This window comes from Mycolicibacterium sp. P4_G11 (assembly GCF_056555145.1).
In genome coordinates this window covers 639,583-656,025 of the sequence record NZ_JBFUJW010000001.1, presented here as the reverse complement: position 1 = coordinate 656,025, position 16,443 = coordinate 639,583, and the positions used below count along the sequence as shown (strand labels likewise).

At 67.4% G+C, this 16,443-nt stretch carries 15 protein-coding genes; 5 read left to right on the top strand and 10 right to left on the bottom strand.

From position 1 onward, the window contains the following. Positions 1–76 precede the first annotated feature (76 nt). From AC1U2B_RS03235 to AC1U2B_RS03205, 7 genes are all read right to left on the bottom strand, one after another. Positions 77–1,117, bottom strand: a complete 1,041-nt coding sequence (locus AC1U2B_RS03235) for an NUDIX hydrolase (protein WP_043986264.1) — start codon at positions 1,115–1,117, stop codon at positions 77–79. Positions 1,118–1,139: 22 nt separating this feature from the next. Beyond that, positions 1,140–2,270 carry a glycosyltransferase family 4 protein gene (locus AC1U2B_RS03230; RefSeq protein WP_260939254.1) on the bottom strand — a complete coding sequence of 377 codons (1,131 nt, stop codon included), beginning with the start codon at positions 2,268–2,270 and terminating at the stop codon, positions 1,140–1,142. Then, positions 2,270–3,223 carry a phosphatidylinositol mannoside acyltransferase gene (locus AC1U2B_RS03225; protein WP_260939255.1) on the bottom strand — a complete coding sequence of 318 codons (954 nt, stop codon included), beginning with the start codon at positions 3,221–3,223 and terminating at the stop codon, positions 2,270–2,272. The genes AC1U2B_RS03230 and AC1U2B_RS03225 overlap by 1 nt, the downstream gene beginning before the upstream one ends. Then, on the bottom strand, positions 3,220–3,879 hold the full coding sequence (gene pgsA / locus AC1U2B_RS03220) for a phosphatidylinositol phosphate synthase (RefSeq protein ID WP_260939257.1): 660 nt from the start codon (positions 3,877–3,879) through the stop codon (positions 3,220–3,222). The genes AC1U2B_RS03225 and pgsA overlap by 4 nt, the downstream gene beginning before the upstream one ends. Beyond that, the gene (locus AC1U2B_RS03215) at positions 3,876–4,484 is read right to left on the bottom strand and encodes an ATP adenylyltransferase (RefSeq protein ID WP_043986261.1); all 609 of its coding nucleotides are present in this window, start codon (positions 4,482–4,484) and stop codon (positions 3,876–3,878) included. The genes pgsA and AC1U2B_RS03215 overlap by 4 nt, the downstream gene beginning before the upstream one ends. After that, positions 4,481–6,541, bottom strand: coding sequence for a threonine--tRNA ligase (gene thrS, locus AC1U2B_RS03210; protein WP_480215629.1), 2,061 nt, complete (start codon positions 6,539–6,541; stop codon positions 4,481–4,483). The genes AC1U2B_RS03215 and thrS overlap by 4 nt, the downstream gene beginning before the upstream one ends. Positions 6,542–6,619: 78 nt before the next feature. Beyond that, positions 6,620–7,231 (bottom strand): PaaI family thioesterase, encoded by a 612-nt coding sequence (locus AC1U2B_RS03205; RefSeq protein ID WP_480215628.1) that lies wholly within the window; start codon positions 7,229–7,231, stop codon positions 6,620–6,622. 33 nt (positions 7,232–7,264) lie between these two features. Here AC1U2B_RS03205 and AC1U2B_RS03200 point away from each other — a divergent pair, with 33 nt between their 5' ends. Continuing rightward, positions 7,265–7,762 (top strand): DUF1990 domain-containing protein, encoded by a 498-nt coding sequence (locus AC1U2B_RS03200; RefSeq protein ID WP_480215627.1) that lies wholly within the window; start codon positions 7,265–7,267, stop codon positions 7,760–7,762. A 54-nt stretch (positions 7,763–7,816) separates the two neighbouring features. On the opposite strand, the gene AC1U2B_RS03195 is transcribed toward AC1U2B_RS03200, so the two are convergent. Further along, entirely contained in the window at positions 7,817–9,055 is a 1,239-nt protein-coding gene (locus AC1U2B_RS03195) for an HNH endonuclease (RefSeq protein ID WP_480215626.1), read from the bottom strand. Between the two features lie 371 nt (positions 9,056–9,426). Here AC1U2B_RS03195 and stpK7 point away from each other — a divergent pair, with 371 nt between their 5' ends. Then, on the top strand, positions 9,427–11,205 hold the full coding sequence (gene stpK7, locus AC1U2B_RS03190; RefSeq protein ID WP_480215625.1) for a serine/threonine protein kinase StpK7: 1,779 nt from the start codon (positions 9,427–9,429) through the stop codon (positions 11,203–11,205). 4 nt (positions 11,206–11,209) lie between these two features. Here stpK7 and AC1U2B_RS03185 read toward each other — a convergent pair whose 3' ends face one another. Then, complete coding sequence (locus tag AC1U2B_RS03185) at positions 11,210–11,983, bottom strand: transporter substrate-binding domain-containing protein (RefSeq protein ID WP_480215624.1); 774 nt, start codon at positions 11,981–11,983, stop codon at positions 11,210–11,212. A gap of 45 nt (positions 11,984–12,028) precedes the next feature. Between AC1U2B_RS03185 and AC1U2B_RS03180 the strand changes: the two genes are divergently transcribed. Both AC1U2B_RS03180 and AC1U2B_RS03175 read left to right on the top strand, forming a co-directional pair. Further along, on the top strand, positions 12,029–12,475 hold the full coding sequence (locus AC1U2B_RS03180; RefSeq protein WP_480215623.1) for a hypothetical protein: 447 nt from the start codon (positions 12,029–12,031) through the stop codon (positions 12,473–12,475). Between the two features lie 92 nt (positions 12,476–12,567). Next, on the top strand, positions 12,568–13,965 hold the full coding sequence (locus AC1U2B_RS03175) for a type II NADH:quinone oxidoreductase NdhA (RefSeq protein WP_480215622.1): 1,398 nt from the start codon (positions 12,568–12,570) through the stop codon (positions 13,963–13,965). 75 nt (positions 13,966–14,040) lie between these two features. Here AC1U2B_RS03175 and AC1U2B_RS03170 read toward each other — a convergent pair whose 3' ends face one another. Then, positions 14,041–15,543 carry a PPE family protein gene (locus AC1U2B_RS03170; protein WP_480215621.1) on the bottom strand — a complete coding sequence of 501 codons (1,503 nt, stop codon included), beginning with the start codon at positions 15,541–15,543 and terminating at the stop codon, positions 14,041–14,043. A 153-nt stretch (positions 15,544–15,696) separates the two neighbouring features. On the opposite strand from AC1U2B_RS03170, the gene AC1U2B_RS03165 reads away from it, so the two are divergent. Then, positions 15,697–16,434, top strand: a complete 738-nt coding sequence (locus tag AC1U2B_RS03165) for a GNAT family N-acetyltransferase (protein ID WP_480215620.1) — start codon at positions 15,697–15,699, stop codon at positions 16,432–16,434. Positions 16,435–16,443 lie beyond the last annotated feature (9 nt).

Below are 16,443 nucleotides of genomic sequence, written 5' to 3'. Positions count from 1 at the left end.
AATCTCCCTCAAGAATTTGGTACACGCCAAGTCTAGTGGCCGGTCCAAATCGGTTATCCGCGCAGGTCACCCGACGTCATCGGATCGGCTGAGGCTCCGGGCCCGCCAGTCCCAATTCGCGCTTGCCGTCCGCCAATTCGCCTGCGAGCGAAAGGTATTCACCGAGCTGCAATGGATAGACAATCTCACCATCTGCGGCCAGCCGAGCGATGACCGCCGCGTCGCACCAGCGATGAGCGTGGATCGACTGCCGTTCCACCGTGGTGTGGCCACTGGTCACCGGTTCGAAGCGTGAGGTGCGGTACACGAAGAAGAACTCCTCGCTGCGGATCACAGATCCGTTGAACTCGAACACCGCCTCGCGACGCCACACCGGGCCGGTCAGGTCGGCCGGGTCGACCTTCAGTCCGGTCTCCTCGGCGATCTCCCGGGCGGCGGCGTCGGGCAGCGACTCGTCCGGTTCGACCGCTCCCCCGACGGTGAACCACCACCGCGGCGCCATCAGCGGGTCGGCGGCCGGGTCGCTGCCGCAGAACAGCAGGACCTGCCCGTCCTGGTCCAGCAGCACCACCCGGGCCGACGTGCGTCGACCGGCGCCGGCCTCGTGCCGCGAGGCCCGTTCGACGATCTCGAAATACGTTGGCATGGCGGCGGTTCCGCCCAGATGCAGCCAGCGCACCAGGGTTCGCTCGCGCAGCGCCAGGGTGTCACGGACAGCGTCGTTGTGGAAGCGGCGGGCCAGCAACACGCGGGCCTCGGCGTCAGCGAGCTCGGCGACCAACGACACGGGGATGGACGCCGGATCGACCTGCGCCAGGGCCGCCGACAGTTCGTTCTCGGCGGCCTCGCGGGCCGCCCGGGGTGCCAGTTCTGCGTCGGCCGCGAGCCCTGCCAGCCGGCGTCCGGCCGGGCGGGACCCGTACGCATCGACGGCGACAGCCCGGGCCACCACCGCCCGCCGCGCCAGCGCCCCGTCCAGGGCCTGCCACGACAGGTCGTAGCGCACGTGCAGCCGGTCCAGCCGGTGCGCGGTCTGATATGCCCAGACCACGGTGATCAGGACCGTCAGCGCCAGCCAGACCAGCGCGATCCAAAGGAACCAGTGCACGCCGGTCATTTCTTCTTCGCGCAAGCGCTCATCAGGCCTCCACCCGGACCTTCGTCCCCGACCCGGCCACCGTCTCGTAGACCAGCATGATCTGCTGCGCGACCACCGACCAGTCGTAGCGGCGCACCGCCTGGGTGGCTGCCTCGGCGTATCGGCGGCGGGCCGCGTCGTTCGACAACATCTCGACCAGCGCATCGCCGAGCGCCTCGGCGTCGTCGACAGGTACCAGTCGGCCCGCCTCGCCCTGATCGAGCACGCGCCGGAAGGCATCCAGATCGCTGGCCACCACGGGGGTGCCCGCGGCCATGGCCTCGACCAGCACGATGCCGAAACTCTCGCCGCCGGTGTTCGGGGCGCAGTAGACATCGGCGCTACGCATGGCCGACGCCTTCTCGGCGTCGTCGACCAGGCCGAGGAACCTCAGGTGCCCCGCGTGCTCGCCGACGGTCTCCTTGAGCGCGTCCTCGTCGCCGCGGCCGACGATCAGCACCTCGACGTCCGGGCAGGCAGCCACCAGTTTGGGCAGCGCACCGACGAGCACCTGCATGCCCTTGCGCGGCTCGTCGAACCGGCCGAGGAACAGCACGGTGCGGCCGGGCCGCGGATAGCCGGGCAGCAGCGGGGCGTGGTCGAACGCCGACACGTCGACGCCGTTGGGAATCTCCACGGCGTCCGAGCCGAGGGCCTCCATCTGCCAGCGCCGCGCCAGATCGGACACCGCGATGCGGCCCATGATCTTCTCGTTCCAGGGCCGCAGAATCCCCTGAAAGACGTTGAGCGTCAACGATTTCGTGGTCGAGGTGTGGAACGTCGCGACGATCGGTCCGCTGGCCACCATCAGCGCCAGCAGTGACAGGCTCGGCGCGTTGGGCTCGTGCAGGTGCAGCACGTCGAACTCGCCGTCGATGATCCAGCGCTTGACCATCCGGCGTGTCGCGGGGCCGAACCGCAGCCGCGCCACGGACCCGTTGTACGGGATGGGCACGGCCTTGCCGCCGGAGACGACGTAGTCGGGCAGGTCGGCGTGCGTCTCCGCCGACGACGGTGCCAGCACGCTGACCTCGTGGCCGTAGCCGCGCATCACCTCGGCCAGCTGCAGCACGTGTGCCTGAACGCCACCCGGTACGTCGAACGAGTACGGGCACACCATGCCGATGCGCATCAGTCGTTCCCGGCCAACCGGGCCCGACGTTCCTCGGACAAGTCGGCCAACCACTGCGGTTGCAGCATGTGCCAGTCGGTGGGGTGCGCGGCGATGCCTGCCTCAAAGCGCGTGGCCAGGTCCTGAGTGATGGCAGCGACGTCGCCGCTGGACGTGTCGAGCGGCGACGAGACGTCGAACTGCCAGTCGTTGGGTTTGTTCCAGCACTGCACCGTCAGCAGCGTCGCACCCGTCGTCACGGCGAGCTTGGCCGGACCCGCCGGCAGCCGGGTCGGCTCGCCGAAGAGGTTGACCTGCACGCCATTTCGGGACAGGTCACGATCGGCCATGAGGCAGACGACGCGGCCCTCCTGCAGCCGTTCGGTGAGCACCTCGAACGGCGGACGCACGCCCCCGGTCAGCGGCAGAATCTCGAATCCCAGCGATTCGCGGTACTCGACGAAACGGTTGTACAGCGACTCGGGTTTCAGCCGCTCGGCAACCGTGGTGAACTTCCCGTACTGGTGCACCACCGAGACACCGGCCATGTCCCAGTTGCCACTGTGCGGCACCGCCAGGATGACGCCCTTACCGTTTTCGAGCCCCCGGGCAATGTGCTCAGTCCCGACCAGGCAGTGCCGCAGCTTCTCACCGAGGGTGCGCTGGTTCATCGACGGCAGCCGGAACGCCTCCCGCCAGTACCGGCCGTACGACGCGAGCGAGGCACGGATCATGCGGCCGGGCACCTTGGCCGGCCGGACGCCCAGCACCCGGGCCAGATTCTTGCGTAGCTGCTCGGGGCCGCCGCCGCGCGCCGCGTACAGCGCACCCGCGTCGAACATGTTGCGGGCGGCGAACTCCGGCATCGTCCGGATCAGGCCCCACCCGGCTGCGTAGCCGAGGTCCTTGATCTGCTCGCCCATCGGGACGTCGAAGCCCCCGAAGGACGGAACACCGCCGGTGGGAACGCTCATGGCTGCTCCTTGGTGGGCGAGCTCGACGGGAGTGGCGCATCGGCGCCCGGCGAGCGGCGCACCGAGGCGACGCGCTGCCCCAGCGTGATGACGCTGGCGACGGCGAGCACCCACATCGCGATGGGCAGCGCCAGTGGCAGCGGATGGATCGGCAGGTCCGAGAACCCGGCGCCCACCAGGACGATGATCAGCCGCTCCGGGCGTTCGATGAAGCCGCCGTCGGCGTTCAGTCCGCTGGCCTCGGCGCGGGCCTTGATGTACGAGATGACCTGCGAGGTGACCAGGCAGATCAACGTGGCGATGACCAGCGGCTTGTCGTGCATCTCGAACGCGATCCACCACAGCAGGCCGCAGAACACCGCGCCGTCACCGATGCGGTCGCACGTCGCGTCGAGCACGGCGCCGAGGCGCGTGCCGTAGCCGCGTTCGCGCGCCATGGCGCCATCGAGCATGTCGGCCAGCACGAAGAACCAGACCGTCACGGCGCCGTACCAGAGGTGTCCGGTCGGGAACAGTGTCAGCGCGCCGACGACCGATGCGGTGGTACCGATGACGGTGACGGCATCCGGCGTCAGCCCGATGCGCAGCGCTCCCCGGGCCAGCGGGCGGCTCAGCTTGGTGTAGGCCGCGCGGGTCAGCAGGTAGAAGTCGCTCACGGCTGGGTGGCTTTCCCGTCGCTGCGCTCGCCCCGGGTGGCTTTCCCGTCCTGCGCCGCCCACTCGTCGGCCAGCAGCTTGCGGGTGTCACGCAGCAGCTGCGGGATCACCTTGGTGCCGCCGATGACGGTGATGAAGTTGGCGTCGCCGCCCCAGCGCGGCACCACGTGCATGTGCAGGTGATCGGCGAGCGAGCCGCCGGCGGAGGTGCCCAGGTTGAGGCCGACGTTGAAGGCATGCGGGTTGGAGATGGACTTCATCACCCGAATCGCCTTCTGGGTGAACGCCATCAGCTCGCTGCTCTCGGCCTCGGTGAGGTCTTCGAGCTCGGACACCTTCCGGTAGGGCACCACCATGAGGTGCCCCGGGTTGTACGGGTACAGGTTGAGCACCGCGTAGACCTGCTCGCCGCGCGCGACGATCAGGCCTTCCTCGTCGGACATGGTGGGGATGTCGATGAACGGCTGCTTCGAGCCGGCCGACGTGCCCTCACCGCCCTTCATCGGAGCGTCGACGATGTAGCTCATCCGGTGCGGCGTCCACAGCCGCTGCAGATGGTCCACGTCACCGACCCCCCGGTCCACGATGCTCCGATCCTCGGTCACGCCTGCGCGCCCCGCGCTTCGTTCACCAATTCGGCTGTCGGGATGGCGTTTTCGCGGCGGCCGATCCACCCCGTGAGGATCTCGATGGCCTCGGCCACCGGGACGCCGTTGACCTGGGTGCGGTCGCCGAAACGGAACGACACCGCACCGGACTCGATGTCCTTGTCGCCCGCGAGCAACATGAACGGCACCTTCTGGTTGGTGTGGTTGACGATCTTCTTGGCCATCCGGTCGTCGCTGCCGTCGACCTCGACCCGCACGCCGCGCGACTTCAGTTGCGCCGCAACGTCATACAGGTAGTCCAGGTGCGCGTCGGCAACCGGGATACCGACGACCTGCACGGGGGCCAGCCAGGCCGGGAACGCGCCGGCATAGTGCTCGGTGAGCACACCGAAGAACCGCTCGATGGAGCCGAACAGGGCGCGGTGGATCAGCACCGGGCGCTGACGGCTGCCGTCGGCCGCGGTGTACTCCAGCTCGAACCGGTCGGGCATGTTGAAGTCCAGCTGGATGGTCGACATCTGCCAGCTTCGGCCCAGCGCATCCTTGACCTGGACGGAGATCTTGGGGCCGTAGAACGCGGCGCCGCCCGGGTCCGGCACCAGGTCCAGGCCGGAGGCCTCGGCCACCTCGCGGAGGGTCTCGGTGGCCTCATCCCAGAGCTCGTCGGAGCCGACGTACTTGTCCGGGTCCTTGGTGGACAGCTCCAGGTAGTAGTCGTCGAGGCCGTAGTCGCTGAGGAGATCCAGCACGAACTGCAACAGCGTGGTCAGCTCGTCGCGCATCTGCTCGCGGGTGACGTAGATGTGCGCGTCGTCCTGCGTCATACCGCGCACGCGGGTCAGGCCGTGGACGACGCCCGACTTCTCGTACCGGTACACGCTGCCGAACTCGAAGAGCCGCAGCGGCAGCTCGCGGTACGACCGCCCCCGCGACCGGAAGATCAGGTGGTGCATGGGGCAGTTCATGGGCTTGAGGTAGTAGTTCTGCCCCGGCTTGCGCAGCGTGCCGTCCTCGTTGAACTCCGCGTCGATGTGCATCGGCGGGTACATGCCGTCGGCGTACCACTCCAGGTGCCCGGAGGTGATGTACAGCTGCTCTTTGGTGATGTGCGGGGTGTTGACGAACTCGTAGCCGGCCTCTTGGTGCTTGCGCCGCGAGTAGTCCTCCAGCTCACGCCGGATGATGCCGCCCTTGGGATGGAACACCGGCAGACCCGAGCCCAGCTCGTCGGGGAAGCTGAACAGGTCCAGCTCCACGCCCAGCTTGCGGTGGTCGCGGCGCAGCGCTTCCTCGATCAGTTCGAGGTGCTTGTCGAGCGCCTCCTGCGACTCCCACGCGGTGCCGTAGACGCGCTGCAGGCTGGCGTTCTTCTGGTCGCCGCGCCAGTACGCGGCGCTGCTGCGGGTGAGCTTGAACGCCGGGATGTGCTTCGTGGTCGGGATGTGCGGGCCGCGGCACAGGTCGCCCCAAACCCGTTCGCGGGTACGGGGATTGAGGTTGTCGTAGGCCGTCAGCTCGTCGCCGCCGACCTCCATGATGTCGGCGTCGCCGGACTTGTCGTCGACGAGTTCGAGCTTGTACGGCTCCTTGGCCAGCTCTTCGCGGGCCTGGTCCTTGGACTCGTACACCCGCCGGTCGAACAGCTGACCGTCCTTGACGATCTTTTGCATGCGCTTCTCGAGCTTGGCCAGATCTTCGGGCGTGAACGGCTCGGCGACATCGAAGTCGTAGTAGAAGCCGTCGGTGATCGGCGGGCCGATGCCGAGCTTGGCGTCGGGGAACAGATCCTGGACGGCCTGGGCCAGCACGTGGGCGCATGAGTGGCGGATGACGCTGCGGCCGTCCTCGGTGTTGGCGGCCACCGGGATGACCTCGACGTCGACGTCCGGGGTCCAGGACAGGTCGCGCAGGCGGCCGTCGGCGTCCTTGACCACCACGATGGCGTCGACCTCGCCGCGCTGCGGGAGCCCGGCCTCGCGGACCGCGGCGCCGGCGGTAGTCCCGGCAGCGACCCGGATCGGGGCTGCTGGTGCGGGGCTGGCGACGGCGGTCATCGAGACACTCCTACGGGTTAGGTGACGATCGCGACCATGCTATCGGCACCGGTCATCGCTTCGCGGCCCAGCGCCACCTCAGGGCTGACCCGGCTTGAGCTTGACGAAGAGGGCCTCGGCGTCGGCGAGGACGGTGGCGCCGTCCAGCAGCGCGCCGGTGATGAAGATCTTGCGGCCTTCGACACGTTCCAGGGTCGCCGTCGCCTGCAGGTCCCGCTCGACCGGAACGATCTGCCGGTAGTTGATGTGCAGGTAGGCGGTGCGCTGGAACGGGCTGTCCGTGAGCCGGTAGGCGGCGTGCCCCAGCACCGAGTCGAACAGCAGCCCGATGGCCCCGCCGTGCGCGGCCCCGTTGCGGCCCAGGTGGAAGCGCCGGAACCGCACGGGACCGGCAATCCGGCCGTCGTCGGTGACCTTGAGGTTCGACGGCACGTTCAGGATGTTGCCCCGATTGGGCAGGTCGAGGCGACGGCCCGACGGTGAGTGCCATTCGTCGGCGCGGTAGGGCGCCAGGAGCGCGTTGGCCTGCTCGATGAGGTTCGCCGCCTGGGCGATGACGTCGTCGGGTGCGTCGGCGCCACGCGCATGGTCGCTGACCATGCGGACCGATTCGACGAACCGGCCGTAGTCCGGGCCGCCCTGGGTGGTGGGTTTGGGCGGGTTGAACCCACCACCGGCATGCTTATCCACCTGCTTCTCTTACCACGGTGGCAAGGTGGCCCCATGAGACTGAGCGACCTGGCCGGGCTGGCGTTCACCTACCCCGACGTCGGCGCGACGGCCGGAGAGCTGCCCGACGGCTACCACCACGTGCGTGTGGCGGCCCAGATCGGCACGGGCCGAGCACGATTCGACGCGGCGGCCGACGCGGTGCTGCGCTGGGGCATGCAGCGGGGCGTGGGCATGCGGGTCGACGCGACGACGGTGACCGCAGCTCCCGGAACCGACATGCTGGGCCGTCTCGGGCCGATGCGGGTCCCCTGCCGCGTGGTGTACGTCGTCGACGAACCCGACCGGCGCGGGTTCGCGTACGGGACACTGCCAGGCCACCCGGAGTCCGGCGAGGAGCTGTTCTGCGTGCGCCACGACCCGACGACCGACAAGGTGTATGCCGAGATCAGCGCGTTTTCACGGCCCGCCACCTGGTGGAGCCGCCTCGGCTCGCCTGCCGCACGAGTGGCACAGCGGGTGATCACCCAGCGCTATCTGCGCGCCGTCTGAGCGATTTGCCGTTCGGCCCCAACACTGTTCAGTTGTCAAACAGCAGGTCGGGTGTCAGGCGGCCACATCCAGGCGCATGGTGCGCCGGTTATAGGCGGGAATGGCTCGCCGGTGCGGGTCGACGCTGGCCGGCGGGATCAGCCACGGATGCTTGTCCAGGCCCATGACCACGTCCCAGCCGTCGTGATGAATGTTGGCGTGGCAAACCGGGCACAGCAGACAGCCATTGCCCAAGCTGGTTTCGCCGTGGTGGCTCCAATGCACGATGTGGTGCGCATGGGTGCGTCCCGGTGGTGCGCCGCATTTGATGCAGCACTGATCACGCAGATACAGCGCTTTACGTAGGTGGGCCGGGAACAGGCGCTTCTCCCGCCCCATGTCGAGGGGCACGTGCTCGCCGTCCACCAGCACCGTGGTGACTGTGGTGTCGCAGGTCAGCCGGTCCAGGGTCAAGGCGGTGATCGGCCCCATGAACTCCAACTCGGCCAGGTCCGGGGTGTCCGCGGGCACCGTCAGCAGTAGTTGTGTGCGCGGCGCGCTGGCGACGTCACCACCGCGGGCGGCGATATCCAACACCGCCTCCAACGCATCAGCACGCCGCCGCCCCGCCGACCGCACATCCGGGCTGCCGTCGGGTTCGGGTCGCGGCGGCGACAACTCCTCCATCGCCGCCACGTACTTGGCACCGACCTCGGCATCCAGGTCCGCGCGGATCTGCAACCGGCCGTCACTGGTCACGCGATGGTCGACGGTGTTGATCGACCGGTCCTCGGCCGCGGGCACACCACCCTCGGCCGCGGCCACCCGATTCCCCAGCCGGCGGGCCCGGTCACCGATCTGGGCCGGAGTGGCCCCTGAGAAGAACTGCCCCAGCAGATCGGTGACCTGTTCAAACCGGGCCGCCTCATCAACAGGCCCTGGCGACCGTGCCCGAATGTGATTGATGCCCTTCACGACCGCATCGACATGCTCACCAGAAATCGCCCCATCAGCAGCATGCGCCACCAAGGTCGGCAGCAACGGCAACGCACCACCAACACGCACCAACCGCTCAGCCACCGACGGTGCACACCCCAGACCGATCAACAGCTCACGCGGCGTCCGACCCTGCGCGGCCGCCACCCCACACCGATCCAGCGCCCCCGCCACCGCGGCCGCCAGATGATCAACCACATTCCGCAACGCCACCAGCAGCCGCATCACCGCCAGGGCGTCACCCCCGGCCATCTCGTCGGGGACATGCGCCCCTCGGATGATGTTGAGGCTGGTGGTGAGTTCTCCCGTGATCCCCATACCTCATTCTATCGAACACCTGTTCGAACAGCAAGGGTTCTGGTGTTCGAAGTTCAGCGAAATCATGTCCACGACGACACCCGGTTCCACGTTTCCGACGACGCGGTGACCATCGAATTGGATTGGCTTGGAATGAATTTCGATCGGTTCGACAGTCTGCCGCCCATCGGCGAAGCGCTCCAGGGCCGATCATCGACGAGCACATCTACTTCGACAGCGCCACCCAGGTCACCCAGATCAGCCAAGGCGAACTGCCGACCCTGGCCTGGAACTCGGCGACACCGGCCAGACACGTGAGCGTCATTCACTCAGACACCGCTGACCACGTGTTGTAGCTTTCACACGACACTGACACGGCCAAGGAGTGCTGCGTGGAGCCGACACGATTCGGGCAGTACGAGCTGCGCGAACTGATAGGCCGCGGCGGCATGGGCGAGGTGTACGTCGCCTACGACACCAACACCCAGCGCACCGTGGCGCTCAAGGTACTGCCGCCGCACCTCGCCAAGGACCCCGTGTTCCAGGAACGGTTCAAGCGCGAGTCCCAGGCCGCTGCCGGTCTGAACGAGCCGCACGTCGTCCCCATTCACGGTTTCGGCGAGATCGACAATCAGCTCTACCTGGACATGCGGCTCATCGAAGGCCGCACCCTGGCCGAGATCCTGGCCGACACCGAACACCGTCCGAGCCCCGAGTTCTCCGTCGGGGTCATCGAGCAGATCGCCGCGGCCCTCGACGCGGCGCATGCGACGGGGCTGATCCACCGCGACATCAAGCCGTCCAACATCCTGGTGACCGACCACAACTTCGCCTACCTGATCGACTTCGGCCTCGCCCGCACCGCCGGCGAGCACGGATTGACCACGGCCGGAAGCACTCTCGGCACGCTGGCCTACATGGCGCCCGAGCGGTTCGAGGGCGGCCAGGCGGACCCGCGCTCGGACATCTACGCGCTGACCTGCGTGCTGTACGAATGCCTCACCGGCAAGCGGCCGTATCCGGCGGACAGCCTCGAGCACCAGATCGCCGGGCACATCAGCGCTCCCGCGCCGAAGCCGTCCGACGTCGATCGCCGCCTCGCCGCGTTCGACGACGTGATCGCCGAAGGAATGGCCAAGAAGCCCGGCAAGCGCTATCAGCACGCCGGTGAACTCGCCGCGGACGCCCGCGCCGCGCTGAGCGCCCAAGGCCGTGTCTCGGGCCGAATGGGCCGGACTGGCCCGCGAACGGGATCTGGACGCCATGCAGTGCAGACCGCCGAACCGAAGCGCCGCACCCGGCGGGTCGTCGTCGCCGTCGGCGCGGTCATCGTGTTGGCCGCCGGAGCCGGAACAGCCTGGCTCTACTGGTCCCGGCAGTACGAGGTCGGGCCGTCGGGCTCGGTCCCGTCGATCGCCGCCAAGGTGCCTGCCGATCTCAAGGATTCCGGCCGGCTGGTGGTCGGGGTCAACATTCCTTATGCGCCAAACGAATTCAAAGGCCCGGACGGCAAGTTCACCGGATTCGACGTCGACCTGATAACGGCGGTGAGCCGCGTGCTGGGGCTCGAGCCGGAGTTCCGGGAGATCGGCATCTCCAAGATCGTGGCCTCGGTCCGCGACGGCATCATCTCGGTCGGGGCATCGTCGACCACCGACACGAAACAACGGGAGAAGTCAGCCGATTTCGTGACGTACTTCAAAGCCGGTGTGCTGTGGGCGCGGCGGGCCGGATCGAGCGTGGACCCCAACGCGGCGTGTGGACTTCGCGTGGGTGTGCACCTGGGCTCCGTCGAGGAGACCGACCATCTGCCGGCCCGCAGCGCAGCGTGTGTAGCGGCCGGGGTCGCGCCGATCGAGATCGTCCCCATCGCCGGCCAGGACGGCGTCACCGCGGCCCTGCTGGCCGGCACCGTCGACGCGATGGCCGCCGACTCGCCCGTCACCGGCTACGCGATCAAACTCAGCGGAGGCAAGCTCGAGGCGGCCGGCGGGATCGTCGACGCGCAGCCCTACGGGTGGCCCGTGCCCAAGGGCTCGTCTCTTGCGTCCGCACTGCAAGCGGCGCTGAAGCATCTGATGCAGACCGGCGAATATCGGCAGATCGCCACCAAATGGGGTGTGGAGATGGGCGTCATCGACAAGCCCGTCATCAACGGCGCGCTGCGTTAGACCTTCACTTCGGCCCGATATCCGCGCCCAGCCACGTGCGGCTGACGGCTGCGTAGCTGCCATTGCCTTGAATGGCGCTGAGCCACTGGTTGATTCGCCGCTGCAGCGCCGTCGCATCCTTGGGCATCAAGTAGGCCTTCTGTGCGTCCGTGAATGGCCGGTCGGTCGACACCCCGCACAGTTGCGGATGTTGCGTGACCTGCCAACGGATTTCGCTGCCGTCGGTGATCATGACGTCGGCCTTGCCGTCGATGACCTGATCGAAAATGGTGTTGTTGTCGGGGTAGCCGACGATGGTCGCGTGGTGCAGGTTGGCCCGGTCGAATTGTTCGTTGGTGCCACCGGGATTGACGACCACCCGGACTCCCCCGCGGTCGATATCGGCCAGGGAACGGTATTTCGCGGCATCGGTGCACCGCACGACGGCGGCCTTGCCATCGCGCAGATACGGGTCCGAGAACAGCGCCCTCGCAGCCCGCTCGGCGGTGACGGTGATGCCACCGACCGCCAGGTCGCATTTCTGGCCAAGGTCGGCCATGAGCGTCGGCCAGGTGGTCGGCAACAAATCCAGATCGGCACCGGTACTCCGGGCGAAATCCCGGACCAGATCGATGTCCATGCCGCTCCACTGGCCGTCGGCGTCGCGGTAGGTGAACGGGCGGTAGTCACCGGTGCTGCATACCTTCAGCGTCTGACGCGACTCCCCGTCAGGCGATCCGCACGCCGCGGCCGCCGCGATGACCAGCGCCAACGCGCTGCAGATCACTGTGCGCCTCATTCAGCCAGGCTCTCACGCGACCACGAGGTCGCCTACGCTGGCCGTATGCGTCGAGTCGCGGCACTGGCAGTGGCAGGTGCGCTGCTCAGTGCCTGCACGCAAACCGTGTCGGGGCAGGCCGGCGCGCCAGCCGAGCTCACCTGGCAGCGCCCCATCACCAACGCGGTATCCAGCCTGGGTGGCACGCTCGGCACCGTCGGCGAAGCGATGACCGCGCACGACTTCGTCGCCATGTCGCGGGACTGCACGAAGCTGCAACGGACTTTGGACGATCTCGGCAAGAACCTGCCGACCCCCGACCAGGACGTCAATTCATCGTTGCAGGACAGCATCGACAACTTCCGCTCGTTCGCCCGCGTTTGCATGATGATGACGCCGGGCACCGCGGACGCGGCACTCGATCAGCTGAGCGGCTACCTGGAACGCGGCGACAGCTCCATGCGAAAAGCATTGCAGCAGATGGGAATCGAGCTGCCAGCAGCAGGGCGCTGACGTCCGGACGTCAGTTGTCACCCACGGCGGAGCGATTGCCAGTATGTTTGCCCTGTCGTTCGGTCCTCACGGTTGTGCCCCGAAGGAGCAACATGACCCTCGCGTCCCAGCGTCACCGCGTCGTCGTCATCGGATCGGGATTCGGTGGCCTACAGGCCGCCAAGGCCCTCAAGCGCGCCGACGTCGACGTCACCTTGATCTCGCGCACGACCACCCATCTCTTCCAGCCGCTGCTGTACCAAGTCGCCACCGGCATCCTGTCGGAAGGCGAGATCGCGCCGACGACACGATTGGTGCTGCGCAAGCAGAAGAACGTCACCGTCCGCCTCGGCGAGGTCGAACACATCGACCTGGAGGCGCAGACCGTCACCTCCAAGCTCATGTCGCAGGAGACCGTCACCCCATTCGACAGCCTGATCGTCGCCGCCGGCGCCCAGCAGTCCTACTTCGGCAACGACCATTTCGCGACGTTCGCACCGGGCATGAAGACCATCGACGACGCCCTCGAGCTACGCGGCCGCATCCTGGGCGCGTTCGAGGCCGCCGAAGTGGTCACCGACCCGGCAGAGCGGGATCGCCGGCTGACCTTCGTCGTCGTCGGCGCCGGCCCGACCGGCGTCGAACTGGCCGGGCAGATCGCCGAGCTGGCCGAACGCACCCTGGCCGGGGCGTTCCGCAGCATCAAGCCACAGGACTGCCGGGTGATCCTGCTGGACGCGGCACCTGCGGTGCTGCCGCCGATGGGCGCCAAGCTCGGCGCCAAGGCGCAGAAACGCCTGGAGAAGCTCGGCGTCGAGATCCAGCTCAACGCGATGGTCAGCGATGTCGACTACAAGGGCATCACCGTCAAGGACAAGGACGGCACCGAGCGTCGTATCGACTGCGCCTGCAAGGTCTGGTCGGCCGGTGTGCAGGCGAGCCCACTGGGCAAGCTCATCGCCGAGCAGTCCGACGGCACCCAGACCGACCGTGCGGGCCGCGTCATGGTCGAACCCGACCTCACCGTCAAGGGACACCCGAACGTGTTCGTCGTCGGCGATCTGATGGCCGTCCAGGGCGTGCCAGGCATGGCGCAGGGCGCGATCCAGGGCGCCGCCTACGCCGCCGGCATCATCAAGCAGCACCTGGCAGGCCAGGACGACCCCGCCAACCGTGAGCCTTTCAAGTACTGGGACAAGGGCAGCATGGCGACCGTGTCGCGGTTCGATGCCGTCGCGCAGGTACCGATTCCGTTGACCAAGAAGAAGCTCGAATTCGCCGGCGTGCTCGCCTGGCTGTCGTGGCTGGTGCTGCACCTGGTCTATCTGGTCGGCTACAAGAACCGGGTGACGACGCTGTTCACCTGGTTCGTCACGTTCCTGGGCCGCGGGCGCGCCCAGATGGCGATCACCAGCCAGATGATCTACGCGCGGACGTCGATGCAGCTGCTGCAGAATCAGTTGAATGCGTTGTCCGCGGCCGACAAGGCCGAGAAGGACGAGTCGGCCTAGCGGTTCTCTGTAGAAATCCGTTGGGACACAATCCATACGGAACGGCTGCGCGGTGGCTGACTTCCGGCCTGATCGTCAGTTTTCGGTGTCGGGGTTCCAGGTGCCCGGAAGCATGGGCGTACGCGCGCCGTCGCTGAATTGATCAGGGGCCAACGCCGTCAATCCCGCGGGCGTCGCACCCGATCTGGACACGGCGCCGGTGAACCCCATCGGGCCCGCGCCGTGGTTCGAGGCCCGCGCGGCAGACGCGTCGTCGTCGGGATCTGGGCCCGAGTCCCATTCGGGAGTGACGTCCAGGTCCATGTATTCGACTGCGCGGCCTTCTTGCTTGCTCCGACCGCGCCGGCGGCGTGCCTGCCGTGCCGCAGCCGCCGCGCTGGATGCTGCCTGAGCGGTCGTGGACACTCGCGACGACGCGCCGGCGTCAGCGCGCGCCTGACGCTGAAGCCATGTGGTTGCGCCGACGCCGGCACCGTCACCGACCGCGTACGGGAAACCCGGGTCGCCGATGGGCGGCGGTGATGTGGGCGTGGGTGCGGGTGCCGACACGCTACCGGCCGCCGTCGACGCGGGGGCACTTGCCGGAGCGGTGGCCGAGGCCGACGGCGACGACGGACTGGGCGCGGGGGCCGACGTGGCGACCGGCGTGGACGGTTCCTGCGAGGCAGGAGGCGGCTCCGCACCAACAGCCTCCGGGGACACCTGGATTCCGGCCAGCCCCGCGAACCCGGCCACCCAGCCGAGGTTGGCGATCGCCAGCCCCAATGCCGGCTGGATCAGGGCCGGCGCGAACTGACCGAGTACCGAAGCCAATTGGGAGGCATGGAAGGTCACGTCCGCCAACACCAGCGGCAGGTTGGTCAGCAGCGCAGCCGGATCGGTCAGCAAGTTGTTCCAGAGCAGTTCGAGATGCTCGCCCATCTCGGCGCCCACGTCCAGCCACCACTCCCAGTGGGTCGGGTCTAGATCGCCGTGGCCATGGTCGTGATCATGGCCGTGATCGTGGTCATGGTCGTGGTCATGGTCGTGATCGTCGTGCTCCACGATCGATGGCGCGGGCGTGGAGTGCGGCGCGGACGTCATCGCACCGTCCGACACGGCTTCGTAGGTCGCCATTGCGGTGGCAGCCTGCACCCACATGCGGACGTAGTCGGCCTCGGTGACCGCAATGGGAATTGTGTTGATACCAAAGAAGTTCGTGGCCACCAGCGCGGCCTGCGTGGCATGGTTGGCAGCCAATTCGACAAGAGTGGGCATCGTGGCCAGAGCGGCGCTGTACGCGCCGGCAATGGCCTCGTGTTGGACCGCGCGGGCATTGCTTTCGAGGCCGCTCTGAGTCAGCCACGCCAAGTACGGGACGTGTGCGGCCACGTACATCTCCGCACTCGGTCCCTGCCACGAGCCGGCGTTCGTTGCGGCGAGGACTGCTCGAAGTTCCTCGGCAACCGCCTCGTAAGTCGCGCCAAGCAAAGACCATTCGGCTGCGGCGGCGAGCAATGGACCCGGGCCTGGACCGCTACTGAGCAAGGCCGAATGCACCTCCGGCGGCGACGCCATCCACACCGGCATTGCCATCACGCATCCCCTCCGACCGCTAACGATAATGAAAACTATGTTCATTAAGGTAGCAGCCGAGTGGTGGGGCTCGAGAAAATGCGTTGCCGATCGAGTGGAGCCGCAGAAAGATGCGACCTGCCCACCCCATGCTTCTAGCGCTCCAGGAGTTCTGTCATGCCCGAATTCGCACCGGTCATCACCGACTACTGGGCCGCTGCATTCAGCGGGAAACCGTTGCACAGCAACGGACATGCCACGATCACCGTCAACCCCGAGCTCGACGACAACGAACGCGCCGCCATCCTGTGGACCGCCGAAGACGACCGCTTCTCGATCGCCATCACCCCGGCCATTGCCGATTCACTGACCAAAAGCATTGCCACACTCAGCAATCCGACAGTGGCCGACATCCGCGCCGCGCTCGCCACCCAAGGCGTCGTACTGAACGGCGCCGACAATGTGTTTTATCTCTCAGATTCGATGGCCGACGACGTCCTCGGCGACACGGAATCCATCAACATCCGCCGGCTCACCGACAAGGACGCCGAGATGTTTGCGGCATTCAAAGCGACTGTGTCCGAGGAAGACTGGGACGGTGCATACGTCGAGCTCGATCACTGGGCCGTGTTCGGCGCGTTCGACGAACATGGACAGCTGGTCAGCATCGGCAGCATGTATCCGTGGGACGACGAGCATCCGTTGGCCGATCTCGGCGTGCTCACCACCAGCGCCGCGCGGGGCCGAGGGCACGCAAAGACGTTGGTGCGTGGGATGTTTCGCTACGCTCTCACCGAAGGATACGAGCCGCAGTACCGGTGCCAGCTGGACAATGTCGCCTCGAACAAGCTGGCCGCGAGCCTGGACCTACGGCTGTTCGGCCGTTGGGAAATCGTCTTGCCCGACGATGAATGAGTGTCACCG